At 36.4% G+C, this 24,647-nt stretch carries 20 protein-coding genes; 16 read left to right on the forward strand and 4 right to left on the reverse strand.

Annotated elements, in window-relative coordinates:
• Window positions 1-20 precede the first annotated feature (20 nt).
• Window positions 21-923, reverse strand: coding sequence for an AraC family transcriptional regulator (locus DFQ05_RS07445; RefSeq protein WP_132704766.1), 903 nt, complete (start codon window positions 921-923; stop codon window positions 21-23).
• Between the two features lie 200 nt (window positions 924-1,123).
• Here DFQ05_RS07445 and hemA point away from each other — a divergent pair, with 200 nt between their 5' ends.
• The 15 genes from hemA to DFQ05_RS07520 all read left to right on the forward strand — a co-directional run bounded on the left by hemA (window position 1,124) and on the right by DFQ05_RS07520 (window position 16,306).
• Window positions 1,124-2,371, forward strand: coding sequence for a glutamyl-tRNA reductase (hemA, locus tag DFQ05_RS07450; RefSeq protein WP_132704767.1), 1,248 nt, complete (start codon window positions 1,124-1,126; stop codon window positions 2,369-2,371).
• Window positions 2,364-3,941 carry a hydroxymethylbilane synthase gene (gene hemC, locus DFQ05_RS07455; protein ID WP_132704768.1) on the forward strand — a complete coding sequence of 526 codons (1,578 nt, stop codon included), beginning with the start codon at window positions 2,364-2,366 and terminating at the stop codon, window positions 3,939-3,941. Before hemA ends, hemC begins: the two co-directional genes overlap by 8 nt.
• Before the next feature lie 77 nt (window positions 3,942-4,018).
• The gene (locus DFQ05_RS07460; protein WP_132704769.1) at window positions 4,019-4,375 is read left to right on the forward strand and encodes a four helix bundle protein; all 357 of its coding nucleotides are present in this window, start codon (window positions 4,019-4,021) and stop codon (window positions 4,373-4,375) included.
• Window positions 4,376-4,419: 44 nt separating this feature from the next.
• Complete coding sequence (gene hemE, locus DFQ05_RS07465; RefSeq protein WP_132704770.1) at window positions 4,420-5,451, forward strand: uroporphyrinogen decarboxylase; 1,032 nt, start codon at window positions 4,420-4,422, stop codon at window positions 5,449-5,451.
• A gap of 61 nt (window positions 5,452-5,512) precedes the next feature.
• Window positions 5,513-6,301, forward strand: coding sequence for an EI24 domain-containing protein (locus tag DFQ05_RS07470; protein ID WP_132704771.1), 789 nt, complete (start codon window positions 5,513-5,515; stop codon window positions 6,299-6,301).
• Window positions 6,301-6,840, forward strand: coding sequence for a GNAT family N-acetyltransferase (locus DFQ05_RS07475; protein ID WP_132704772.1), 540 nt, complete (start codon window positions 6,301-6,303; stop codon window positions 6,838-6,840). The genes DFQ05_RS07470 and DFQ05_RS07475 overlap by 1 nt, the downstream gene beginning before the upstream one ends.
• A gap of 62 nt (window positions 6,841-6,902) precedes the next feature.
• Window positions 6,903-7,805: an oxygen-dependent coproporphyrinogen oxidase gene (gene hemF, locus DFQ05_RS07480; RefSeq protein WP_132705106.1), complete on the forward strand. Its 903-nt coding sequence runs from the start codon at window positions 6,903-6,905 to the stop codon at window positions 7,803-7,805.
• Complete coding sequence (locus tag DFQ05_RS07485; RefSeq protein ID WP_132704773.1) at window positions 7,796-8,746, forward strand: DUF4421 family protein; 951 nt, start codon at window positions 7,796-7,798, stop codon at window positions 8,744-8,746. The genes hemF and DFQ05_RS07485 overlap by 10 nt, the downstream gene beginning before the upstream one ends.
• A gap of 12 nt (window positions 8,747-8,758) precedes the next feature.
• On the forward strand, window positions 8,759-9,751 hold the full coding sequence (hemB, locus tag DFQ05_RS07490; protein ID WP_132704774.1) for a porphobilinogen synthase: 993 nt from the start codon (window positions 8,759-8,761) through the stop codon (window positions 9,749-9,751).
• A gap of 113 nt (window positions 9,752-9,864) precedes the next feature.
• Window positions 9,865-10,983, forward strand: a complete 1,119-nt coding sequence (locus DFQ05_RS07495) for a CNNM domain-containing protein (protein ID WP_132704775.1) — start codon at window positions 9,865-9,867, stop codon at window positions 10,981-10,983.
• Window positions 10,983-11,456 (forward strand): methylated-DNA--[protein]-cysteine S-methyltransferase, encoded by a 474-nt coding sequence (locus tag DFQ05_RS07500; RefSeq protein ID WP_132704776.1) that lies wholly within the window; start codon window positions 10,983-10,985, stop codon window positions 11,454-11,456. The genes DFQ05_RS07495 and DFQ05_RS07500 overlap by 1 nt, the downstream gene beginning before the upstream one ends.
• 34 nt (window positions 11,457-11,490) lie before the next feature.
• Complete coding sequence (locus DFQ05_RS07505; RefSeq protein WP_132704777.1) at window positions 11,491-12,648, forward strand: serine hydrolase domain-containing protein; 1,158 nt, start codon at window positions 11,491-11,493, stop codon at window positions 12,646-12,648.
• Between the two features lie 154 nt (window positions 12,649-12,802).
• On the forward strand, window positions 12,803-15,223 hold the full coding sequence (locus tag DFQ05_RS07510; RefSeq protein WP_132704778.1) for a penicillin acylase family protein: 2,421 nt from the start codon (window positions 12,803-12,805) through the stop codon (window positions 15,221-15,223).
• 1 nt (window position 15,224) lies between these two features.
• A complete protein-coding gene (locus tag DFQ05_RS07515; protein ID WP_132704779.1) occupies window positions 15,225-15,581 on the forward strand; it encodes a hypothetical protein in 357 nt (118 codons plus the stop codon).
• 11 nt (window positions 15,582-15,592) lie between these two features.
• On the forward strand, window positions 15,593-16,306 hold the full coding sequence (locus tag DFQ05_RS07520) for a 3'-5' exonuclease (RefSeq protein ID WP_132704780.1): 714 nt from the start codon (window positions 15,593-15,595) through the stop codon (window positions 16,304-16,306).
• Window positions 16,307-16,380: 74 nt separating this feature from the next.
• Here the strand turns inward: DFQ05_RS07520 and DFQ05_RS07525 are convergent, their stop codons facing one another.
• Entirely contained in the window at window positions 16,381-20,775 is a 4,395-nt protein-coding gene (locus tag DFQ05_RS07525; protein WP_132704781.1) for a reprolysin-like metallopeptidase, read from the reverse strand.
• Window positions 20,776-21,191: 416 nt separating this feature from the next.
• Between DFQ05_RS07525 and DFQ05_RS07530 the strand changes: the two genes are divergently transcribed.
• Window positions 21,192-22,883, forward strand: a complete 1,692-nt coding sequence (locus DFQ05_RS07530; RefSeq protein ID WP_132704782.1) for an ABC transporter ATP-binding protein — start codon at window positions 21,192-21,194, stop codon at window positions 22,881-22,883.
• 330 nt (window positions 22,884-23,213) lie between these two features.
• On the opposite strand, the gene DFQ05_RS07535 is transcribed toward DFQ05_RS07530, so the two are convergent.
• Complete coding sequence (locus DFQ05_RS07535; RefSeq protein ID WP_132704783.1) at window positions 23,214-23,867, reverse strand: 3-oxoacid CoA-transferase subunit B; 654 nt, start codon at window positions 23,865-23,867, stop codon at window positions 23,214-23,216.
• Window positions 23,868-23,869: 2 nt separating this feature from the next.
• Window positions 23,870-24,571, reverse strand: coding sequence for a CoA transferase subunit A (locus DFQ05_RS07540; RefSeq protein WP_132704784.1), 702 nt, complete (start codon window positions 24,569-24,571; stop codon window positions 23,870-23,872).
• Window positions 24,572-24,647 lie beyond the last annotated feature (76 nt).

Below are 24,647 nucleotides of genomic sequence, written 5' to 3' on the forward strand. Positions count from 1 at the left end.
TATAATAGTATTTAAATAAATCAGCCATTGGCCTCAGTAATATATTTTTTTGGCGTTGTTCCATATTTTTTCTTAAACGCCGCAATAAAATGGCTTGCTGTGCTATAACCCACTTTTAATCCCACTTCATTTACATTATAGTTACCCGATTCCAGGAGTTTTCGAGCAACTTCCATTTTATAGTCAAATAAAAAGCCATAAACCGTATCCCCATAAATCTGCTTAAAGCCTTCTTTTAACTTTTTTAAACTTAAATCTATTTGGTCTGCCAATTCTTGAAGCGTTGGTGGCTCGGCCATTTGTGCAATAATAATATCTTTAGCTTGTTTCAACTTGGCCACATTAGTTTCGTCTACCAAAAACGGACATTGCTCTACATTAGCATCTTCACTACGGTTAAAAAACAAACTCAATAATTCGTAAGCCTTCCCTTTAAAATACAAGGGTTTAATGGAATTATTGAGATTAAAACTTAATAACTGATTAAGAACAACTGCCATCGATGGTGTAATGCTTCCATCTTTATAATATTTTTTATCACGATTATCTTCTGATAAAAACGTTACATACGATGCATCTTGAGAAAATAAACGATGAAATTTTTCCAGCGAAATCACTAACGAAATGAGCATACATCCTGGCTGAACTTCTAAATGTATAGGTAAATCGCGTTGTGGATTATACAAAAGCAAAGAGGTATCTTCGAGAATGGGCAAGCGATAGCTGCCTTGATTAAATACAAACGTGGCTTGCCCTTTAGCACAAAAATGAAACTGAATGTAACTGCTATCTATCTGGCGTTCTGCGATTTCTATGGCATTACTATCATTTTTATAAGACAGAATAAAAAAGCCTTCTTCAAGATAGGTTTCTTCAAAAGACCCTTGAGCGACACTTTTAGAAATGGAATTTTCAATTTTCATTTTCTTGTTATTTAGATTCATTCTAAACAAAAGGTGTTAAAACCCTTATTTTTACTGCAAAAATATGACATTTATCATGTTTTTATTTAAAATGACGTTAAAAAACCACAAACGTTATTTTAAGTTCTTCTAGCGTTATTTTTATGTTATTTACAAAATTATTTTTGCATTGTTAATTCCGAAGTCAGGTAAACGAGCGAATGCAACACAAACAAACACATTTTTATGCTATTGGGCTTAGCTACAAAAAAGCTGATGCTGAGGTGCGTGGTCATTTTAGTTTAAGTGATGCTGCTAAAGAAGCTATTTTGACACAGGCTAAAGCTAGTGGTGTTGAAAGTTTATTGTTAGTATCCACTTGCAACCGTACAGAAATTTACGGATTTGCTGAGCGTCCTTGCCAACTTATTGAGTTGCTTTGCGAAAACACCAAAGGCACCGTTGAGGAATTTAGACAAGTTGCTTACATTCATAAAAATTCTGAGGCTATTTCACACATGTTTCGTGTGGGCTCTGGTTTAGACAGTCAAATCCTTGGTGATTTCGAAATTATTGGGCAACTTAAAGCTGGTGCACGGAAGTCTAAAGCGCTTGGCTTGCTCAATTCTTATATCGAGCGTCTTCTTAATGCTGTTATTCAAGCTAGTAAGCGTATAAAAACCGAAACTGAATTATCTTCTGGAGCAACATCTGTTTCATTTGCCGCTGTGCAATACATCATGAATAACGTTGAGAATATTTCAGATAAAAACATCTTACTCTTTGGAACAGGGAAAATCGGCAGAAACACTTGTGAAAATTTAGTGAAGCATACTAAAAATCCACACATTACTTTAATTAACAGAACTAAAGATAAAGCTGAAGCTATTGCGGGTAAATTCAATTTAATCGTCAGAGATTATGAAGACTTACAAAGCGAAATTAATACTTCTGATATTGTAGTCGTGGCGACTGGCGCGCAAAACCCTACGGTTTACAAATCTCTTATTACAAGAGAAAAACCATTACTGATTTTAGATTTATCTATTCCTAAAAATGTGAATGAGGATGTTAAGGAATTAGATAATATCACACTTGTTCATATGGATGATTTGGCTAAAATCACTGATGATACTTTAGAAAAACGCAAAGCATTTATTCCTGCCGCAGAAAACATAATAGCTGAAGTTACCGCAGATTTTAATGCTTGGTTAGACACTTTAAAGTTTGTGCCAACCATTCAGGCGATAAAACACAAGTTGACAGATATTAAAAATTCTGAAGTTAATAATCAGCGCAAAAAGTTAGATAACTTTAACGAGGAGCAAATCGAATTGGTTACCAACAATCTCATACAGAAAATTACCAATCAATTTGCTCACCACTTAAGAGAAGACTCCAATACTTCAGATGAAAGCTTAGAGCTCATCAAAAAAATATTTCAGTTAGAAAACACCCAAAATGTCTAGACTAATTCGCATTGGCACACGCGACAGCCAGCTCGCTATGTGGCAAGCAAAAACGGTTCAATCTCAACTTGAACAACTCGGTCATAAATCCGTATTAGTTCCTGTAAAATCTACAGGAGATATCGTTTTAGACAAGCCTTTATACGAGCTTGGCATCACTGGAATTTTTACAAAAACATTAGATATTGCCATGCTCAATGGTGATATTGATATCGCGGTTCACTCTCTAAAAGATGTACCTACAGTCTTACCAAAAGGTATTGTACAAGCTGCCGTATTAAAACGCGGAAACATCAACGATACTTTAGTTTTTAAGAAAAATGAAGAGTTTCTCTCACAACGCGATGCAGTTATTGCCACAGGAAGTTTACGTCGTCGTGCACAATGGCTCAACCGTTATCCTACACATACCGTTACTGATTTAAGAGGAAATGTAAATAGCCGCTTAGAAAAGTTAGAAAATAACGACTGGAATGCTGCAATTTTTGCCGCTGCTGGTTTAGGGCGTTTAGGCATAAAACCAGAGAATGCGATTAATCTCCATTGGATGATTCCTGCACCTGCTCAAGGTGCCGTTATGGTTGCGGCACTAGAAGAAGACGAAGAAATACGCACGATTTGCGCCGAAATCAACCATAGAGAAACGGAAATTTGTACTAGCATTGAGCGGGAATTCTTAAACCATCTCGAAGGCGGTTGCACAGCACCAATCGGTGCAATTTGTTACATAAATAAGGAGGAAGAAGTCAATTTTAAAGGCATCCTTTTAAGTAAAGATGGCACACGAAAGATTGAGGTCACTAAGGTTGTTCCGCTAGGTAAACACGATAATTTGGCAGAATTTTGTGCGGATTATATTATTGGCAAAGGTGGAAAAACACTAATAGACCAATTACAACGCAGCGATAAAACGACCAATATATACTCTACAAAAACACTTACCGAAGCGCAATTAGAATTATTTCATAGAGATGTAGTTGCAGAAAGTAATGATGCTATAAAAATCAGTCTTAATCGTATTCCTAAAAGTGTGGTTAGAAACGAAATTAAGAATGTAGTTATCACAAGTCAAAACGCTGTTGAAGCTTTATTGACTAACTTTTCAGCACCTGAATTACAATTCAAAAATATTTACTGTGTAGGACGTCGAACCAAGCGTATGATTGAAAAGCGTATTGGTAAAGTTGCTCACATGGCTTCTAATGCTAAAAAGTTAGCCGAGCATTTAGTTGAATTTATAGAAGGCACAGAAGTCACCTATTTCTGTAGTGATTTACGCTTAGATGATTTACCAAATATTTTGACAGAAAATCACATCAAAGTGAATGAAGTTGAAGCCTACCAAACCAAATACGACGCTATAAAAGTAGAACAAAACCTTGATGGAATTATGTTCTATAGTCCTTCAACAATTGAAAGTTTTTTGAAACAAAACAAAGCCAATGGTATTGCTTTTTGTATTGGAGAAACGACTGCAAACATAGCACGCAAATATTTTGAAGATGTCCGCGTAGCTAAAGTGCCAACTGTGGAAAGTGTGATAGAATTAGTGAATGAATATTATGCATAAAAAGCCTTTAGCCATTGGCTTTTAGCTGTTAGCCTAAATCATGCTTAACTTAATACGAAACACTAATATAAAATGTCATGAGAGATTTTAGAAAACTTGAAATTTGGAAAAATGGAATTGAGATTGTAAAGCAGATTTATCAACTCTCTAATCACTTACCACCAGAGGAAAAATTTGGATTGAGGAGTCAAATTACGAGAGCTTCAGTTTCTATTCCTTCTAATATTGCTGAAGGTTGTAGCAGAAATAGTGAAATTGAATTTAAACGGTTTTTAGAAATTGCTATGGGATCACTTTTTGAAGTTGAAACACAATTAATAATTGCGCAAGAACTTAATTTCATTGAAGAAAAAGAATTGAAAGGTGTTATCAGCTCAATTCAAATTGAAGCTAAAATGCTAAATAGTTTAATAAATAAAATAAAAAACAGCTAATAGTCATTGAGCCAAAAGCCAAAAGCTAATAGCCAACAGCTATCATGATAAAAAACGACTTATTTTTAAGAGCATTAAAAGGAGAAACTGTAGAACGTCCACCTGTATGGATGATGCGTCAAGCGGGACGTTACTTGCCAGAATTTATGGAGATAAAGGCCAAGTACGATTTCTTCACACGTTGCCAAACACCTGAATTAGCTAGTGAAATTACAGTTCAACCCATTCGTAGATATGGTATGGATGCAGCCATTTTATTTTCAGATATTTTGGTGATTCCACAAGCCATGAATATTGAGGTACAGATGAAACCTAATTTTGGTCCGTATTTACCAAATCCTATTCGTTCTCAAAAAGATGTAGACAATGTAGTTGTTCCAGATGTTACTGTAGAATTAGATTACGTTTACCAAGCCATAAAAGCCACAAAAGAAAAACTGAATGACGAAATTCCGTTAATTGGTTTTGCCGGCTCACCATGGACTATCCTTTGCTATTGTGTACAAGGTCAAGGCAGTAAAAACTTTGATAAGGCCAAAAAATTCTGTTTTACAAATCCAGTTGCGGCACATGGATTACTTCAAAAAATAACAGATACGACCATTTCGTATTTAAGACAAAAAGTGAAAGCTGGCGTAAATGCCGTTCAGGTTTTCGATTCTTGGGGAGGTATGTTATCTCCAGTAGATTATCAAGAATTTTCTTGGCAATACATTCAGCAAATTATTGATTCTTTAAAAGATGAAACACCTGTGATTGCTTTTGGAAAAGGATGCTGGTTTGCACTTGGCGAAATGGCAAAATCTGGCGCTTCTGCTCTTGGTGTAGATTGGACATGCTCTGCACGTAACGCACGTTATTTAACAGGCGGAAACATTACTTTACAAGGTAATTTTGACCCAACACGTCTGTATTCTCCTCCAGCCGAAATCAAAAAAATGGTCACGAAAATGATTAACGATTTTGGAAAAGACAAATACATCGTTAACTTAGGTCATGGGATTTTACCAGATATTCCTTTAGATAATGCTAAAGCCTTTATAGATGCGGTTAAGGAATATAAAAGCCCAGATTAAACGTAACACATCATGTGTTTTTGCGTCTATTTAATAGACAACTCTATTAAAAAACAAAACGATGATACAAGACATTTTTAGAGGTTTACAAGTGTATTCTGGAGCTTACGGGCTTATTTCTAAACTAAAACTTTGGAAATACTTCGTAATTCCTATGTTAATTAGTTTTGTGGTTTTTATTTTAATATTTGTTTCGGCTTATGGTCTTTCAGACAATCTAGGTGAATGGATTGCGGGTATATGGGTGTGGGAAACGGGTAAGGCTACAGTAACTTTCATTTCAACACTAATTGCTGGTGTCATCATTTTTGCGCTTGGTATTATTATGTTTAAGCACATTATTATGGCGCTTTCTTCACCATTTATGAGTCCTGTTTCAGAAAAAATTGAAGAATATTACACAGGACAACCTGCCGAAAACAAAATAAAATCATCTTTTACGCAACAATTAATTAGAGGCATTAGACTAGGTTTAAGAAACCTTGCAAAAGAATTACTTTATACTATTCCTATTTTACTGCTGAAATTTATACCAGTTGTCAATATATTTTCAACGGCGCTCCTCTTTATAGTACAGGCATATTATGCTGGTTTCGGTAATATGGATTATACGCTTGAACGTCATTTCACCTATAAAGAAAGTGTGAACTTTATTAGAAAAAACAGAGGTTTAGCTATAGGAAATGGCATTGGGTTTCTACTCTTACTATTTATCCCTGTAATTGGTGTAATTTTAGTTCTACCATTAAGCGTTACTTCAGCATCCGTAATTGCCGTGGACTTATTATTTGATGATGATGAAGGCGAACACATTGGTTTCGAGCCATTTGAAGTTATAGAGAATAGATAATGGTTGCGCAATTCGATGGTTTTGAAATCAACCCTGTGCATAATGGAGACGCATGGAAAATCTGTGATTTGTGTGTTGCAAATGCAGACCGTTTTAAACGCTATTTTCCTAAAACCTTAGAACAAAATATCAACCCTACATTATCTCAAATCTTTGTGGATAATAAGGTGAAAGCCTTTGAAAATAAAACGGTTTTTTTGTTCACATTAAAACATTCTGAAACTCGAAAATTAGTTGGTTTAATCTATATAAAAGAATTAGATTGGGATGAGAAACAAGGCGAGTTTGCCTATTGCATAGATTATAATTTTGAAGGGAAAAGCCTTATTTCTAAATCTATTAAAGCCTTATCAAAATATGCGTTTCAAAATCTAGGTTTAGAAATACTTCAAGTTATTTCGCATAAAACAAATACAGCAAGTATTAAAGTTGCCGAAAAGAACAATTTTAAGTGGATAAAAACACTAAAAGAATCCTATACACCTCCAGGAGAAAAAGCACTCGACATGGAGTTGTTCGAATTATATAAATCTTTGTAATCCTGCAAGGTTTCTAAAACCTAGCAGGTCAAAACATAAAAACAAAAATGCAAGACCAAAAAATCAAAGACAAATTCTACGACTACATACAAAATCTACAAGACCAAATAACATCAAGACTAGAAGAGGTTGACGGTTTAGCGCGTTTTCATGAGGATTTATGGAACCGTCCCGAAGGTGGTGGCGGAAGAACGCGCGTTATAGAAAATGGTCGTGTTTTTGAAAAAGGTGGCGTTAATATTTCTGCGGTTCATGGCGAATTACCAAAAACCATGCAACAGCATTTTGGCGTGAAAGATGCCAACTTTTTTGCTTGTGGACTGAGTTTAGTATTGCATCCTAAAAACCCAATGGTACCAACCGTACATGCCAATTGGCGCTATTTTGAAATGTACGATGCCAATGGAAATATCGCCGACCAGTGGTTTGGAGGTGGTCAAGATTTAACACCTTACTATTTGTTCGAAGACGATGCCAAACATTTTCACCAAACCTGTAAAACCGCTTGCGATAGACATAATCCAGAGTTTTATGCAAAATATAAAGCAAGATGCGATGAGTATTTTTACAACGCCCACAGAAACGAAGCGCGAGGTATAGGTGGATTATTTTTCGATTACTGCAAAGCAACAGACGAGATGTCGATGAACGATTGGTTTAACTTTGTTACCGAAGTTGGTGATAGCTTTTTAGAAGCCTATGTACCTATTGTAGAAAAACGAAAAGATTTAGACTACTCTAAAATGCAACGCGATTGGCAAGAAATACGTCGTGGACGCTATGTAGAGTTTAATCTTGTACACGACAAAGGCACTTTATTTGGATTAAAGACCAATGGCAGAATTGAAAGCATTCTCATGAGCTTACCACCGCATGTACAATGGGTGTATGACCACCAGCCAGAACCTGGTAGCGAAGAAGAAAAATTAATTAAAGTATTACAGGAGCCTAAAGAATGGCTTTAAAAATTAAATATTGTATTCTACTTTTCTTATTTGTAAATGCTGTTTTATCGCAAACACAAGTAAGAGATAGCACTTCTATACAGACCTTTAATGATAAAATAACAGCTAGAATTGGGTTAGTAAATACGTCGAACTCATTTATTTTTAATGATTTAGAAAGCAATAGACGTTTTAATCTTTCACCAAATACCCGAGAATATTTGGGGATTTCTGTTCTTTTTAGGTCTGTAGAGTTAGATTTAGGCTTTTCTCCAAACTTTTTAAAACAGAACAGAGACAACGATAACTCAAAGCTACTTAACCTCAACTTTAGAATGTTTTTAGGCCAGTGGATGCAAACCATAGATGTGTACCGCCAAAAAGGATTTTTTGAAGATTTTGAAGGTCAAGAAACTGCGTATCCAGATGTAAAAACATTGAAGATTGGAGGTTCTACATCATATATCTTCAATCCTAATTTTTCGTTCAGAGCCGTTGGTTTTCAAAACGAGTGGCAACGCAAAAGTGCCGGGAGTTTTATTCCCACATTGTATTACTATTATTCTAATTTCGATATCAATACAACAGGCATTACAAATCAAACCAAAAATTTTGATATAGCTGTAGCGCCTTCATATTATTATAACTTTGTCCTACATGAGAATTTTATACTTGGTGTTGGCGCATCATCTGGTTTTGGTCTTAATCTAAATACATCAGGTGAGAGAACCATTACTAGTGGTTTACTAGAGCTTGGAGGTCGTGCATCTATTGGATACAATTCTGAACGATTTTTTGCCGGAGTTAACTCTAGTCTAAATATCTTTGAACACAAAGAAAAAAGGTCTGTAAGAATAGATGATCAAATAACGTTTTTAGAGTTTTACATCGGCTATAGGCTTAAAGCTCCTAAATCATTTATGCGAATGGCAGACAAGGTTAATAAATTCCTTGGTATTTAAATTTAAACAACTATGTTCCCAATTAGAAGAAACCGAAGACTACGACAATCTGATGCAATAAGACGTTTAGTTAGAGAAACCATCATCTCACCAAACGATTTTTTAGTGCCACTTTTTATTGTTGAAGGTAAAGGCATCAAAGAAGAAATAGCATCAATGCCAAACTATTACCGCTACAGTCTAGATTTACTAAAAGATGAAGTAAAAACACTTTGGAGCTTAGGCCTAAAATCGGTTTTGCTCTTTGTAAAGGTTGAGGATAGTCTAAAAGATAACAAAGGTACAGAAGCGCTAAACCCTAACGGCTTAATGCAACGTGCCATTAAAACCGTAAAAGAGGTTTGTCCGGATATGTTGGTAATGACGGATGTGGCGCTTGACCCATTTTCGGTTTACGGGCATGATGGTATCGTTGAAAATGGCAAAATAGCCAACGATGCTACTGTAGAAGTTTTAGCTGAAATGAGCATTTCTCATGCCGAAGCTGGTGCCGATTTTGTGGCGCCAAGCGATATGATGGATGGTCGTATTTTGGGTATTCGTGAAGCTTTAGACCAATCCAATCTAATTGATGTTGGTATAATGAGCTACTCAGCCAAATATGCTTCTGCATTTTACGGCCCATTTAGAGATGCTTTGGATTCTGCTCCTGTGGATATTCAGAATATTCCGAAGGATAAAAAAACCTATCAAATGGACGTTGCCAACCGCGAAGAAGCCATACGTGAAACCGAAATGGACATTAACGAAGGTGCTGATATTGTTATGGTAAAACCAGGCTTGTGCTATTTGGATATTGTACGTGATATTAAAAATAGTTTCGATGTGCCAATTGCCGTTTACCAAGTCTCTGGTGAGTATGCGATGTTAAAAGCTGCTGCAGAAAAAGGCTGGTTAGACCACGATAGTGTCATGTTGGAACAAGTAACCTCTATTAAACGTGCTGGCGCAGATATTATAGCCAGCTACTTCGCAAAAGACGTAGTTAAACTTTTAAAATATTAAACACATACTAGATTTTACTCATAATTGATCACCTTGAGCGGAGTCGAAAGGTTGCTAAGGATGTTGTAAAATTGATTTCGTAAATTAGCACTAACCAATTCAATATACCGTTAATGGGCTTACTCATTTTTTACGCCGTAATTTCAATATTCTTTTCATTTTTGTGCTCTATTTTAGAAGCTGTTCTATTAAGCATCACGCCTACATTTATAAATGTTAAAAAGAAAGAAGGTAAACTATATGCCGAGGAATTGGAAGAACTCAAAAAAGACGTTGACAGACCACTAATTGCTATTTTAACGCTTAATACAATTGCACATACCGTTGGTGCCATATTAGTTGGTGTACAAGCCAAAGTAGCCTATGCAGAGCTTTATGGCACTGAAATTCGCTCTGTTTTTGGTATAAAATTTACTGAAGATGTTATGGTCGGTGTTGTATCTACGATTATGACCATTTTAATTTTAGTAGCTTCAGAAATTATTCCTAAAACCATTGGTGCTACGTACTGGAAGCAACTGGCTAATTTTACATCAAAAGCATTAAACGCTCTTATTTTCCCTTTAAAATGGACAGGTATTTTGTGGTTATTGCAACTCACCACAAAACTTATTGGCGGTAAAGGACATGGTAGTGTTTTAAGTCGTGAAGGATTCGCTGCAATGGCAGATATTGCACACGAAGAAGGTGTTTTTGAAGAAAATGAAAGCAAGGTCATTAAAAACCTACTCAACTTTAAAGACGTACAAGCCAAAGATGTGATGACGCCTCGCACGGTTATGAAAACTGAAAATGAGGTTATGACTGTCGAAGATTTTTTTAAGGCAAATTCTAACATTCGGTTTTCTAGAATTCCAGTTTATACCGAAGATTCTGATAATATAACAGGCTTGGTTCTAAAGGACGATGTGTTTAAAGAAATGGCCTTTGGAAATGGCTCTAAATTACTATCCGAATTAAAGCGGAATATCATTATCGTTAATCGTAGCTTACCAATTCCAAAACTCTTTGAGCAGTTGGTGGAAAGCCGTAATCACATGGCTTTAGTCGTTGATGAGTATGGCTCTGTAAGTGGTTTAGTGACTATGGAAGATGTTATTGAAACACTCCTCGGTCTAGAAATTATGGACGAAAGTGATAATGTGTCCGACCTACAGTTATTAGCCCGTAAAAGTTGGGAAACGCGAGCCAAGCGTCTAGGTATTATAGAAGAAGATAATACAGAAGACTAATGCCAAGTTGCACGATTGAAACACCACTTGGTCACGCAAAAATTACTGGTGATGCCAATGGTATTTCTTCTGTTTCCATTAGTGATACATTTCAAGAACTTTCAGAAATTATCTCAGAAGAATTATTAGATTGTGTAACGCAACTCAAAGCCTATTTTAGGGGCGAGCGTCAGTATTTTGACTTAAAATTAAATCCATCAGGTACCGTCTTTCAGAAAAACGTGTGGCAACACTTACAGCAAATTTCATTTGGTAAAACCTGTTCGTATTTAGATTTATCAAAACAATTAGGCGACCCAAAGGCTATTAGAGCTGTGGCAAACGCCAATGGTAAAAATCCGCTTTGGATTATAGTCCCATGCCATCGCGTCGTTGGTAGCGACGGCAGCCTAACTGGCTATGCTGGCGGTTTACATAGAAAACAATGGCTCATCAACCACGAAAGCTCCAATAAACAACAAACTTTATTCTAAGGTTTAGTATATTTAGGACAACAAATACTATCAAATGAAATTGCTAAAAAAACTCTTCAAATTTCTTATCATATTCTTCGGTTTAGTCATTGCCGTACTTTATATCACAGATACCGATTATTTGCTCAAAGCCGTAAGAACCATTTACCTAAAAGGTCACACTACAGCGTATCTAGAAGACTATAAACATTTTGACAATCAAGAAATTGATGCCAGCAACAATCCGCAACCATGGCCAAATCATGTCGGTTATAATTCAGCTATAGAAACAGAACGTCTAGCAAAAGCCAATAAAGATTGGGGAACAATTGCTTACGTCATCATAAAAAATGACAGTATTTGGTTTGAAAATTATTACGATGGATTTAACGAAGATTCAAAATCCAATTCCTTTTCTATGGCGAAGAGTTATGTATCTGGTTTAATGGGAAAAGCCATTATGCAAGGTCATATAAAAAGTCTGAACCAACCTGTTTGCGATTTTCTTCCTGCATTTTGCGATGGCAAAGCAGCGAAAATGACCGTTGGCGATTTAAGTAGCATGGCATCTGGCACCAATTGGGACGAAGCCTATTATTCGCCATTGAGCATTACAACTCGTGCTTATTTTGATGACGATTTAGCCAAAGTGATGAACGGCCTTAAAGTTGTTGACGAGCCTGGTCAAGCCTTTAAATACGCAAGTGGCGATACGCAAATGCTCGCCATGGTTATTGAAAAAGCAACTGGTAAAAAACTATACGATTATTTTGAAGAAAGCTTTTGGAAACCACTCGGCAGTGAAAACGAAACCCTTTGGCAAGTTGATAGTGACGACCATGATTTGGTAAAAGCCTATTGCTGTATAGCCAGTAATGCCAAAGATTTTGCACGTTTCGGGAAGCTATACAAAGACCACGGCAAATGGAATGGCAAACAAATTTTAGATTCGGCATTTGTAGCGAAATCTGTAAAACCTCGTTTTCCGGATAGCCCAGAATACGGCTATGGTTGGTGGCTTAAAAATCATCTGGGAAAAGACTTTTTTATGATGCGTGGACATTTGGGACAATATGTATTTGTGCAGCCCGAAGACAACGTAATCATTGTACGTCTCGGTCATCAAAAATCGCCAGATAACCTCAACGCAAAACCTTTTACAGATGATATTAGTTTGTATATTGAAGAAGGTTATAAAATGCTTGGGAACTAACTGATTTTTTGTCTGGTCGAGCGCAGTCGAGACCTCAAAGCTGCGATTACTAAAACCTCTCGACTTGCTCCTCTGTTATAGCTTCGGCGACACGCAGACGCTCGAGGAGACAGCATTTTTTGTATTTTACAGCATATTTAGAATTAAGCTTCTTATGAAATACCTAAAACTCCTTATAACAGCAATCCTAACAGCAGCTGTTTTCTACGGTCTTAACAATAAATTCGAAGACATACCAGCATTAGGAAAATTCCTTGCACCGAATCAAGGGATTTGGCAAAATGAAGGTGATGAAATTATCAGCGGAGAGATTGCAATTTCAGGATTGGATGAAGCTGTCACTGTGCATTACGACGCACAACTCATTCCACATATTTTTGCAAAAAACGATAAAGATTTATACAAAGCACAAGGTTACATTACGGCAAAACACCGTTTGTGGCAAATGGAGTTTCAAACCTATGCTGCGGCAGGTCGCCTATCTGAAATTATTGGCGAAGGCGCTCTAAACTACGATAGAGAACAACGCCGTAATGGTATGCTTTTCGGTGCTGAAAACAGTTTAGATGTTGTAAAACAAGACCCAGAAGCCTTAGCGCTTTTGGAGGCTTACAGTGCTGGTGTTAACGCATATATTAATAGTCTAGAACCAGAAAACTATCCTGTAGAGTATAAACTTTTGGGTTACCGACCAGAGGCTTGGACTATCGATAAAACCATGCATTTACTGATGTATATGACCGATATGCTTTGTGGTCGGGATTACGATTTAGAATTTACTAATACCATAAAAAAGTTCGGTAAGAAACGTTTTGACATGTTGTTCCCCGATTTTTATGATATTATTGACCCAGTAATTTCAAAAGACACCGACTGGAGTTTTATATATGGGGAAATGACGGAAATTCCAAAAAGTGAAATGGCAGACGACACTGTTTCGGTAACTGAATTCATGGCAAAACCACATCCAAATAACGGAAGTAACAATTGGGCTGTGGCTCCTAAAAAATCAGCAAGCGGTAATGCTATTTTAGCTAGTGACCCACATCTGGGTTTAAATTTGCCTTCTATTTGGTTTGTTATGCAATTATCAACACCAGAGCATAATGTGTATGGCGCTACTTTACCAGGCGCATTGGGTGTTATTATTGGCTTTAACGACGATATTTCTTGGGGTGTAACCAACGCCACACGAGACGTAAAAGATTGGTACAAAATAGACTTTGAAGACAAAAGCCGAAAAGCCTATAAGTATAACGGGCAGTGGAAAGAAACTTCAGTGAGACTCGAAGAAATTAAAATAAAAGGAAAAGAAACCTTTATAGACTCTGTCATTTATACGCATCACGGTCCCGTCAGCTACGATTATAATTTTAAAAGTGATAACGAGCTTAAAGGCTATGCGATGAAATGGGCTGGTCACATTGGCCATAACTTTACGGATTTGTTTTATAAGCTCAATCGTGCTAAAAATTATGATGATTATAGAAATGCTATAAAAAACCATGTTGCGCCGGCACAGAATTTTATTTTCGCCTCAAAAACTGGAGACATTGCCATGTGGGTACAAGGCCAATTCCCAAATAAATGGAAAGGTCAAGGTAAATTCTTAATGGATGGTAGTAACCCTGACCATGATTGGCAAAGTTTTATTCCATCGGACTACAATGCACATACTAAAAATCCTGAACGTGGTTTTGTAAGTTCCGCAAATCAGCACCCTACAGATTCTATGTACCCATTTTATGTGTTTAACGATGGTTATGACACGTATCGCTCTCGTATTATCAATAACTTCTTTAGGTCTAAGGAGAAGTTTGATGTCGAAGATTTTAAAGATTTACAAAACAACAATTTCAACTTAAAAGCAAGTGAAATTGTGCCTTATTTAATCGAAAATTTAGAAGTTTCAGAACTCAATGACGCCGAAAAGGAAGCTTTGGATATTCTGAAAAATTGGGATTTTGATAATCACATAGACAGCAAAGCACCAGGTTTATTTTCGAGTTGGAATAATAGTCTTTACAATTTGCTTTGGGATGAATTTGATGTTGAAGAAGAAACCCTAAAATGGCCGTTTACCTATCAATATATGTACATGCTTAAAAATCATCCTAATGATGACTTTATGGACATTCAAGACACACCCGAAAAAGAAACAGCGAAGGATTTAATTCAGCAATCCTTTAAAGAAACGGTGGAAAAACTAAACAAATGGAAAGAAAAGAATGGCGATTACACTTGGAAAAATTATAAGCGTTCTTATGTGGGACACTTGCTTCAGGCCTTACCTGCATTCTCAGTACAGAACATCCCAATTGGTGGCGATGGCAATACCGTAAATGCCATGACTAGAAACCATGGGCCTTCATGGCGAATGATTGTAGAAATGGGCAACAAACCCAAAGGTTTTGGCATTTATCCAGGTGGACAATCAGGAAATCCGGGTAGTAAGTATTACGATAATTTTATAGACGATTGGGCAAAGGGCAACTATTTTGAAATTAACTTTTTGCAGTCAGAAAGTGACTCGACTTCAATCCAATCTACACAAACTTTAAAGCCAGCTAAATAATATGAAACGAAATAGCATCAACTTTATCATTACAATCGTTTTAGCTATCATTTTATCACAGTTTTTCCCTTGGTGGTCAGTTATGTTAGCGGGATTTAGTTCAGCGCTTTTAATTCCCTTAAAAAAAGCTTCGGTATTCGTTGTTCCACTATTAGCCATTGCGCTGTTTTGGATAGTCTATTCTTGGTCATTGAGTAGTGCAAACGATTTTATATTGGCTAAAAAAATCGCTGTACTATTACCTCTTGCTGGTAACGAATATCTGTTACTATTAGTTACGGGATTAATCGGAGGTTTAGCAGCAGGCGTTTCGGCTTTATTTGGAAAACAATTATCTTTAGTATTGAAGTCTAAATAAATTTTAACGTTATGATTTCTAAGCTTCATCTTGAAAACATTTTATTCTTAGATATTGAAACCGTACCAGAAACACAGCATTTCTCGGACTTAGACGAAACCAAACAACAACTTTGGGAACTAAAATCACAATATCAACGTAAAGATGATTACACCGCCGAAGAGTTCTATGACCGTGCAGGTATTTGGGCAGAGTTTGGAAAAATTATTTGTATTTCAGTAGGCTATTTTAAGGTTGATGGCGACATTAGAAATTTTCGTGTGACGTCTTTTTACGGTGATGAAATTAAAATCCTCAAAGACTTTAAAAATTTACTGATTTCGCACTTTAGCCAAACCAAGCATCTGCTCTGTGCACACAATGGAAAAGAATTCGACTTTCCGTATATAGCCAGACGTATGATTATTCATAATATAGAGCTGCCTTATAAACTCAATTTATTCGGGAAAAAACCTTGGGAAGTTCCACATCTCGATACTTTAGAATTGTGGAAATTTGGCGATTATAAAACCTATACATCGCTCAAGCTTTTGACTAATGTTCTGGGGATTCCTTCTCCTAAAGATGATATTGATGGAAGCGAAGTCTATAGTGTTTATTATAATGATAATAACATAGACCGTATTATCACCTATTGCGAAAAAGATACGATTGCTGTAGCACAAATATTCTTGCGATTAAGAGGTGATGAGTTACTTCATGAGAATGAGATAAAGCATATTTAAACTATTATTTTTTTACAATAAAAAAGAGCCCAGATAAAATCTGAGCTCTTTTTGTTTTAAGATATTGGTTAGGCTTATTGCTTAATAAACTTTCTAGATACAGACACTTCTCCTGTACTTAATTCTAAGAAATATACGCCTTTATCTAGTGTAGTAACATCAATTTGGCTAGAGTTAACTCCGCGTAAAACGGTTTGACCTAGCATATTTACAATTCGGTAAGTTGCATTTTCTACGCCTACAGTTTCAACATATAACGTGTTTGTTACTGGATTAGGATACATTCTCATTTTAAATGCATCTTCATCTTCATCACCTAATACATCAACTCTTTCACCAAAGACAACTTCTCCTCTAGAAGTAGGACAAGAGGTCTCATAAATTTTTACGTTAGTAAATGTAGAGTTGTTACCAGAACCAGCATCATTATCATTTATAAATACTAATCTGTCCATAACGCCTGTGTAAGAATCGCCTACCGGAATAACGTAGGTTCTTGTTCCGCTTACGTAATTATCAAAATTGGTAATTCCGTAATTCTGAGTTCCATAAAACTTAAAGTAGAACGAAGATGTTAACGCATTATCATTTTCGAATCCGATACCATGAATTTCACCTTCTGATGTACTGCTAAACTCTAATTCTATTACAGTATTTGCGGTAACTGTATAAGGAAAATCGATATACTTCCAAGTATTATTGGTTAATGTTAATGAAGCTCCTCCATTTCCTATAGAATTAGCACCACTTGCATCTTGAGTTGAAAATGAATTAAGCGTATAATCATTGAAATTTAATGTATCACAACCTGCAGGTGGATTAGTGCCACCATCCGTTAAACTAATATCATCTATAGCTACATCTGCTTGCCATGTGCCACCTGTTAGTCTATTAAATCGTAACTGAATACCACTTCCTAAATAAGCTACCAAATCTATATTTACCGTTAACCACTGGTTACCTTGGTTTCCAGTTTGGCTCCATAAACTTGTCCAATTAGCACCTTCGTCATTGCTCACCTCTAATGCTATTGAACCTGCGTTTGTTGAACCAAACATATGATACTTGAATGAGAACGTCGCTTCTGCTGCACTTGATAAATCGAAACATGGCGACGTAATTATAGCTCGCTTATTTGGATAACCAGTATTATTACCAGAAGCCTCTACAAAAATATAGTTACTTCCTTCTATTGCGCTTGATGGTCCTGTGTTGTTCGATGGAGTACCGTTAGCATCTACTGTCCAATTAAGGTCATCTGCACTACTCTGCGTCCAAGCGCCGATACCGCTCTCAAAGCCTTCAGCATATGGAAGCGATACTCCTCCAGAACAGCCATTCGATACTTCGTTTACAGTCACTGTTCTTACTACTGGTATAGCTGCATTTCCAGCAGCATCACTCACATTGTAAGTCAGTGTGTAGGTTCCAGCAACATTAGTATTTACTGCTCCTGTAACAACAATATTAGATGTTAAGTTACCATCTATGTTATCTGTAGCTGTAGCACCTGCATCTGTATATGCGTCACCTACAGTTAAGCTAACAGTTGCTGAACCTAATAATGTAATTACTGGAGCAGTCGTATCTGGATTTACAGTCACCGTCCTTGTAGCACTTGCTGCGTTTCCTGCGGCATCACTAACACTGTATGTTACTGTATATGTTCCGGCTATATTAGTATTTACAGTACCTGATGTTACAATACTCGATGTTAAATCGCCATCGACGTTATCAGTTGCTGTTGCTCCTAATTCGTTATAAGTCTCTTGCAACTCTAAAGTAATCGAAGCAGAACCATTTAAAGTAATTACTGGCGCTGTAGTGTCTGGCCCAGAAGATTCAATTACAACTGTATAATCTTCAACTTCACCATACGTAAACGACTCGCATGGCGCTGGAGCTGCATTGTATTTCATGGAAACACGCATACGGGTTGCACCTTCTACAGCCGCAGTTGGCACCGTAAAGTTTCCGCTTACAGGTGTTGCTTGTGTTGGAGCTTGAGAAAAGACTTGCTCTCCTGCATCAGTAAAATCTCCATCCTTGTTGTAATCTATCCAAACTGCATAAGCTTCATTATAAAGAGTACCTGTCCAAGTTGGTGTTATTGTAATTGTATTTGAAGCTCCTTTAGTTAGTACCGTAGATTGTGATGTAAAATCTGCGTAACCGCTAGCTGCCGCACCAGAAGAATTATCTATCGACCCTAATTGTACTCTTGAGATAAATTCGTCATTTACATTATTACCATTAGATGCGCAATAATTTAATTGTACTTCTGTAGTTGTAAAATTAACTGAAGCTGAGTATGCTGAATTACTTCCTCCACTACACTTACTTCTTACTTGAGCTTCGTATTGTGTTTGGGTATTAAGCCCTGTTAGGTTAGAAGAAACTCCAGTCACTGCGACTGTTGTCCAAGTAGATGAACCTAAAACTCTATATCTTAAATCGTAGGTTGCTCCCGCTACTGCATTCCAACTTAAAGTAGCTGTCGACGACCCAATGTTCGAAGCTGCTAGTCCACTTGGTGTGGTAGCATTACAAACAACAGGTGCTCCAATTGTAAAGTTAGCATTAGAGATATCGAAGAAGATGTGGTTAGAACCTCTAACCATAATTCTGTTTTGCGACCCTTGGTTATTAGGCACTACAATATCATGAGAACCATCATTAGGAACTCCTGATGCTAAAGTGATAGGATAGGTGTCTCCACCATCTGTTGATAAGAAGATATCTACATTCGCTGCGTTTACTCCGTTTCCTGTTGTGCCGGCAACATTCCAAGTTACTGTTTGTGTTGTGCCAGCATCCCAAGTTACATTGGTGTTTGGAGAATTTAGTACAAATGGCCCTGCTGTACCATTTACTGTAATACGTGTATCGTCACTATTATTTGTTGCGCCTCCAACGCGATTGTCTCTTACAGTTAATCTAAAATTTAATATTCTCGCCACATTAGGAACAGCTTCCCATTGCCAAGAAGTAGCACCAGATTTTATAGTTTGAAGTCTTGGAAAATAACGTTTATTATCCGTAGTTGGATTAAATGACCTAAAAGCTACGCCAGTGGTTGCTGTAGTACTCGGGTAGGTTGTAGCTGCATTATTCTCATCTGCCTGTTCCCAGCAATAAGTTAATACGTCTCCTGAATCAGCATCTGATGCAGTGCCTTCTAAGACGAAAGGCGTACCCTTTGGAATTGTATAATTAAGACCAGCATTAACCGTTGGTACTGAATTGCCCGTATTTGTATTGGTTTGACAACTTGTAGACTTAACATAGTTTGTAACTTGCTGTATTGTAAACCAGTGGAAATATGGATCACTATTCTGTTGAACATCAGTTGCTCCAGTAATACCTGCATATCCCATGATAGTCGTGCCACTTCCTGGCTCAAAATGTGCATTTGTACCTTCATTTCTAAAAGAAAACGTGTGATTTCCACCAAACTGATGCCCTAGCTCATGAGCTACATAATCTACATCAAAAGGATCACCTTCTGGGGTTGAGCGCGATGTAAAAGCGCTTCCTTTTTGTCCGTTGACACATACACAGCCTATACATCCTGCGTTTCCATTGTCTGATGCTCTAGCAAATAAGTGACCAACATCATAGTTGGCTTCACCAATTACATTTGTTAATGTATTTTGTACTTGACTATTGAAACTTCCATTAGAATATGGATCTGTACTAGGGTTTGTATAAATAACATTGTCTGTGTTTGCAATTAGAACCATAGTAACGTTAAAGTCATTTTCAAAAAGACCGTTAACTCTTGTCATCGTGGTATTTATTGCTGCTAGTGCTAGCGCTCTAGTTCCTCCATGATACTGTGTATATTCTCCAGTAGTAGAGACGGCAAGTCTGTACGTTCTCAAAGTACCATCGTCTGCATTTCTTAATGATGTAGAGTTTCCTTGCAGCAAAGAATTTGCTTGAGCCGTTACCTCACATTCAAAATTATCTTGTACTGGTAATTTGTCTTGTCTCTTATATACTGTGTACTGAGATAAGTCGTTTGTGTAAGGCTCTATAAAAGAAGCTGGTTTATCCGATGATAAGCGCATACTTTGTAGGCCTAACGGAGATACACTAAAACGAATACGGTCTGAAGGATTATCGATTCCCTGACCTGCGTACGATTTGATATTCGGATATCTGGCTGCCAAATCAGGATGCATTACAGACGCCTCCATAACACGATAACGCTCTAGCTCTCCATCAGCATTTGGAAACGATACAATAACATTTGACTGACCACTAAATTCACCTCTTGCTGGCGCTTGAGATAGCATGGCTTTTAAGCCTTCAATATCTAACGAATAGATTTGTTTTGTAGGAAGTTCTCTCCTACTTTCTTTAACATCAACCGTTTTTGCTGACTCTTTTTTCCAAAGTGATTGACTTTGAGAAAATGCAAAAAACGAGCATACAAAAAATGCGAAGAATAGTGTTTTTTTCATAGAATATTAATTGGTTTTTATTTTAATTAATTCAAATTATTAAAATTTCATCATTCATTTTGTAGGATTGTGTTTATTAACACTGATTTCTTTTTTATTACGGTTTTCCCACATATGTAATGACGAAAAAGACTACATCAGCTATAAAATTTATTTTTTTAAAACCTTTCTTCTTGATAAATTATAGAGAGATGTATATCCAAATTTCAGTGGCTGAAAATATTAAAATATTGTTAAGTCACAATAAAATTGTTAGTATTTTCGACGAAATGTTGCTAATATGATAATAAAACTTTTAAATTTTTATTAATTTTAAAATGTAAGGCTTTTTTAAATCGTTCGTTTTCAGGCTTTTAAGGACTGGTGTTTTTTTAATATTAATACCATATACTAATTATCTATTACTAAATTTAGCCATGCAAAATTCTACATTGCTTCAGGTCGAAAATCTTAGCATCAGTTTTGTTTCTAAAAACAAAAAAACTGAAGTAATCCATGAGGTTTCTTTCGATGTATTCGAAAATGAAATTTTAGGAATTGTAGGAGAATCTGGCTCTGGTAAGTCTGTTTCCTCTCTTGCAATAATGCGTTTACTGCCTGAAAAAGTGTCTAAAATTACTTCTGGTTCTATTCAATTTGGCGGAAAAGATTTATTATCTGCATCGCAAAAAGAGCTTCAGAATATAAGAGGAAATGATATTGCAATGATTTTTCAAGAACCGATGAGTTCTTTAAATCCGTCTATGACATGCGGTAAACAAGTTTCAGAGTTAATTAAAAAGCATACGTCTCTATCTAAAAAAGAAATTAAAAAAGAAGTAATTGACTTATTTAGTCGTGTAAGACTACCTAATCCAGAGCGTATTTACAAGGCTTATCCCCACGAAATTTCAGGAGGACAAAAGCAACGTGTTATGATTGCGATGGCGATTTCCTGCAAACCAAAGCTACTCATTGCAGATGAGCCTACGACAGCCCTAGATGTTACTGTACAAAAAGAGATTCTAGATTTACTTAAACTGCTTCAGCAAGAAACAGGGTTGAGCATTATATTTATTTCACATGATTTAGCACTAATGTCGGAACTGGCCGATAGGGTCGTTGTAATGTATAAAGGACAAATTGTCGAAAATGGCGACGTCGAAGAACTATTTAAGTCACCTAAACATCAGTATACAAAAGCGTTGTTTAATTCGCGCCCATCAATGAAGACGCGATTAAAAAAATTGCCAACAGTCAGCGACTTTGTTAAGGATACAGTTAATAAAACTGTTGTCACCTCCGAAGAGCGCCTGAAAAGGCATCAAGCCATTTACAACCGTCCACCACTATTAGAAGTTATCGATTTAGAAAAGACGTATATCTCTAAACAAGGATTTTTTAAACCAAAAACTCAATTTAAAGCTGTAAATAATGTGAGTTTTAATGTTTATCAGGGAGAAACTGTTGGGTTAGTTGGCGAATCCGGATGCGGAAAATCTACTTTAGGTAATGCTATTTTGCAGTTAGATAAGGCTACTGCAGGAATTATAAAATATAAAGGAGAAGATATTACAAATCTAGATTCTAATAGAATTAGGAGTCTTAGAAAAGATATTCAAATAATTTTTCAAGACCCATTTGCGTCATTAAACCCCAGGTTAACTGTAGGGCAAGCCATTACAGAACCTATGATGGTTCATGGGATTGGCTCCAACGCAGAAGAGCGCAAGGCAAAAGCTATTGATATTTTAAATGAGGTTGGACTATCAAAAGAAGACTTTAATAAATATCCACACGAATTTTCTGGTGGACAGCGTCAGCGTATTGGTATTGCTAGAACCATAGCATTAGAGCCGAAGCTAATAATTTGTGACGAATCGGTATCTGCTTTGGACATATCGGTGCAAGCGCAGGTATTAAATCTTTTGAACGATTTAAAAGAGAATTTTGGTTTTACCTATATATTTATATCTCACGATTTAGCTGTTGTAAAATATATGTCTGACCAACTTTTGGTTATGAATAAAGGTGAAATTGAAGAAATGGGTGAAGCCGATTCTATTTATAAAAATCCAAAAAAAGAATACACCAAAATATTAATTGATGCTATCCCTAAAGGTCTATAGAAAAAAGATTTTCTTGGTTAAATAAAATACGCCAGATATTAATCTAAGCGTATTTTTTAGTTTAGAAGGTTTTACTTCGTAAGTAGGTTCTGGTAGATTTGATTTTGTTTCCATAAGTTTAAGTTTATGATAGATTTGGGACAAATCATAAAATTAAGTTTATGATAGACTTGGCTAACTTGGTTATTTTGATTTGGGACTGCTAATATGAAACAAATTTTAAAATACAACGATTAAATACATAATTAATCGATGAAATACATTAAATTTTAACATTTCAGTCAAAAAAAGCTATATTTCTGTGGCCTTCATGTCTTTAGAAGATATGACTTAAACATCCATTTCTGGAATATCACCTTCAATAATCAAATGCCCTTCCGTTGCATTTTTAATATCGTCCACCGAGACACCTGGAGCACGCTCTAATAGCTTAAATCCTTTGTCGGTAACTTCTACAACCGCAAGATTTGTTACAATTTTCTTTACACAACCAACACCCGTAAGCGGTAATGAACAACGTTTTAATAATTTAGACGCTCCGGCTCTATTGGTATGCATCATAGCTACAATAATATTCTCCGCACTTGCAACTAAATCCATAGCGCCGCCCATACCTTTAACCATTTTACCGGGAATTTTCCAATTGGCAATATCCCCGTTTTCTGCTACCTCCATAGCACCTAATATGGTTAAATCTACGTGCTTTCCGCGTATCATAGAAAAACTTGTTGCAGAATCGAAAAAACTCGCGCCAGGCAAGGTTGTAATGGTTTGCTTTCCTGCGTTAATAATATCTGCATCTTCCTCGCCTTCAAAAGGGAAAGGTCCCATGCCTAAAACACCATTTTCACTTTGAAACTCTACTTCGATATCGTCTCTTACAAAATTAGCGACTAAGGTTGGTATCCCAATTCCAAGATTAACGTAGTACCCGTTCTTTACTTCTTTTGCTATGCGTTTTGCAATTCCGTTTTTATCCAGCATAATTAATGTCTTTGTCTTACAGTTCTTTGTTCTATGCGCTTTTCGTAAGCTTCTCCTTGGAAAATACGCTGTACAAATATTCCAGGTATATGAATTTGATTTGGGTCTAGCGCTCCTGCAGGAACTAACTCTTCTACCTCAGCAACTGTAATCTTCGCTGCTCCGCACATGTTTGGATTAAAATTACGAGCAGTTCCTTTAAATATAAGGTTTCCTGCTTCATCACCTTTCCAAGCTTTTACAAAAGCAAAATCCGCTTTAAATGCATATTCTAATACATACATTTTACCATCAAACTCTCTTGTTTCTTTTCCTTCTGCTACCTCAGTACCGTAACCTGCTGGTGTGTATATCGCAGGAAATCCAGCTTGAGCAGCCCTACATCGTTCAGCCAGTGTCCCTTGCGGAATAAGTTCTACATCTAATTCTCCACTTAGCATTTGACGCTCAAATTCATCATTTTCGCCAACGTAAGAGGATATCATTTTTTTAATTTGCTTTGCTTGAAGTAATAAGCCTAATCCAAAATCGTCTACACCTGCGTTATTAGAGATACAGGTTAAACCTTTGACGTTTCGTTTTACTAATTCGGCTATTGCATTTTCTGGTATGCCACTAAGACCAAATCCACCAAGCATTAGGGTCATATTATCAGTAACACCTTCTAATGCCGAAGTAACATTGACCACTTTTTTATTAATCATGAGCTATAGATTATTTGCTGCTCTAAATTACAAAAGTTTGGCAATAAAGATTGTGAAAGACATCCCAAAAAGGATT

The organism is Winogradskyella wandonensis (genome assembly GCF_004346845.1).
GTDB classification, from domain to species: Bacteria; Bacteroidota; Bacteroidia; order Flavobacteriales; family Flavobacteriaceae; genus Winogradskyella; species Winogradskyella wandonensis.

Excerpts from the sequence above, each read along its gene's own strand:
- DFQ05_RS07445 (WP_132704766.1), bottom strand. The coding sequence starts at position 923 with ATGAAAATTGAAAATTCCATTTCTAAAAGTGTCGCTCAAGGGTCTTTT.
- hemA (WP_132704767.1), top strand. The coding sequence starts at position 1,124 with ATGCAACACAAACAAACACATTTTTATGCTATTGGGCTTAGCTACAAA.
- hemC (WP_132704768.1), top strand. The coding sequence starts at position 2,364 with ATGTCTAGACTAATTCGCATTGGCACACGCGACAGCCAGCTCGCTATG.
- DFQ05_RS07460 (WP_132704769.1), top strand. The coding sequence starts at position 4,019 with ATGAGAGATTTTAGAAAACTTGAAATTTGGAAAAATGGAATTGAGATT.
- hemE (WP_132704770.1), top strand. The coding sequence starts at position 4,420 with ATGATAAAAAACGACTTATTTTTAAGAGCATTAAAAGGAGAAACTGTA.
- DFQ05_RS07470 (WP_132704771.1), top strand. The coding sequence starts at position 5,513 with ATGATACAAGACATTTTTAGAGGTTTACAAGTGTATTCTGGAGCTTAC.
- DFQ05_RS07475 (WP_132704772.1), top strand. The coding sequence starts at position 6,301 with ATGGTTGCGCAATTCGATGGTTTTGAAATCAACCCTGTGCATAATGGA.
- DFQ05_RS07485 (WP_132704773.1), top strand. The coding sequence starts at position 7,796 with ATGGCTTTAAAAATTAAATATTGTATTCTACTTTTCTTATTTGTAAAT.
- hemB (WP_132704774.1), top strand. The coding sequence starts at position 8,759 with ATGTTCCCAATTAGAAGAAACCGAAGACTACGACAATCTGATGCAATA.
- DFQ05_RS07495 (WP_132704775.1), top strand. The coding sequence starts at position 9,865 with ATGGGCTTACTCATTTTTTACGCCGTAATTTCAATATTCTTTTCATTT.
- DFQ05_RS07500 (WP_132704776.1), top strand. The coding sequence starts at position 10,983 with ATGCCAAGTTGCACGATTGAAACACCACTTGGTCACGCAAAAATTACT.
- DFQ05_RS07505 (WP_132704777.1), top strand. The coding sequence starts at position 11,491 with ATGAAATTGCTAAAAAAACTCTTCAAATTTCTTATCATATTCTTCGGT.
- DFQ05_RS07510 (WP_132704778.1), top strand. The coding sequence starts at position 12,803 with ATGAAATACCTAAAACTCCTTATAACAGCAATCCTAACAGCAGCTGTT.
- DFQ05_RS07515 (WP_132704779.1), top strand. The coding sequence starts at position 15,225 with ATGAAACGAAATAGCATCAACTTTATCATTACAATCGTTTTAGCTATC.
- DFQ05_RS07520 (WP_132704780.1), top strand. The coding sequence starts at position 15,593 with ATGATTTCTAAGCTTCATCTTGAAAACATTTTATTCTTAGATATTGAA.
- DFQ05_RS07525 (WP_132704781.1), bottom strand. The coding sequence starts at position 20,775 with ATGAAAAAAACACTATTCTTCGCATTTTTTGTATGCTCGTTTTTTGCA.
- DFQ05_RS07530 (WP_132704782.1), top strand. The coding sequence starts at position 21,192 with ATGCAAAATTCTACATTGCTTCAGGTCGAAAATCTTAGCATCAGTTTT.
- DFQ05_RS07535 (WP_132704783.1), bottom strand. The coding sequence starts at position 23,867 with ATGCTGGATAAAAACGGAATTGCAAAACGCATAGCAAAAGAAGTAAAG.
- DFQ05_RS07540 (WP_132704784.1), bottom strand. The coding sequence starts at position 24,571 with ATGATTAATAAAAAAGTGGTCAATGTTACTTCGGCATTAGAAGGTGTT.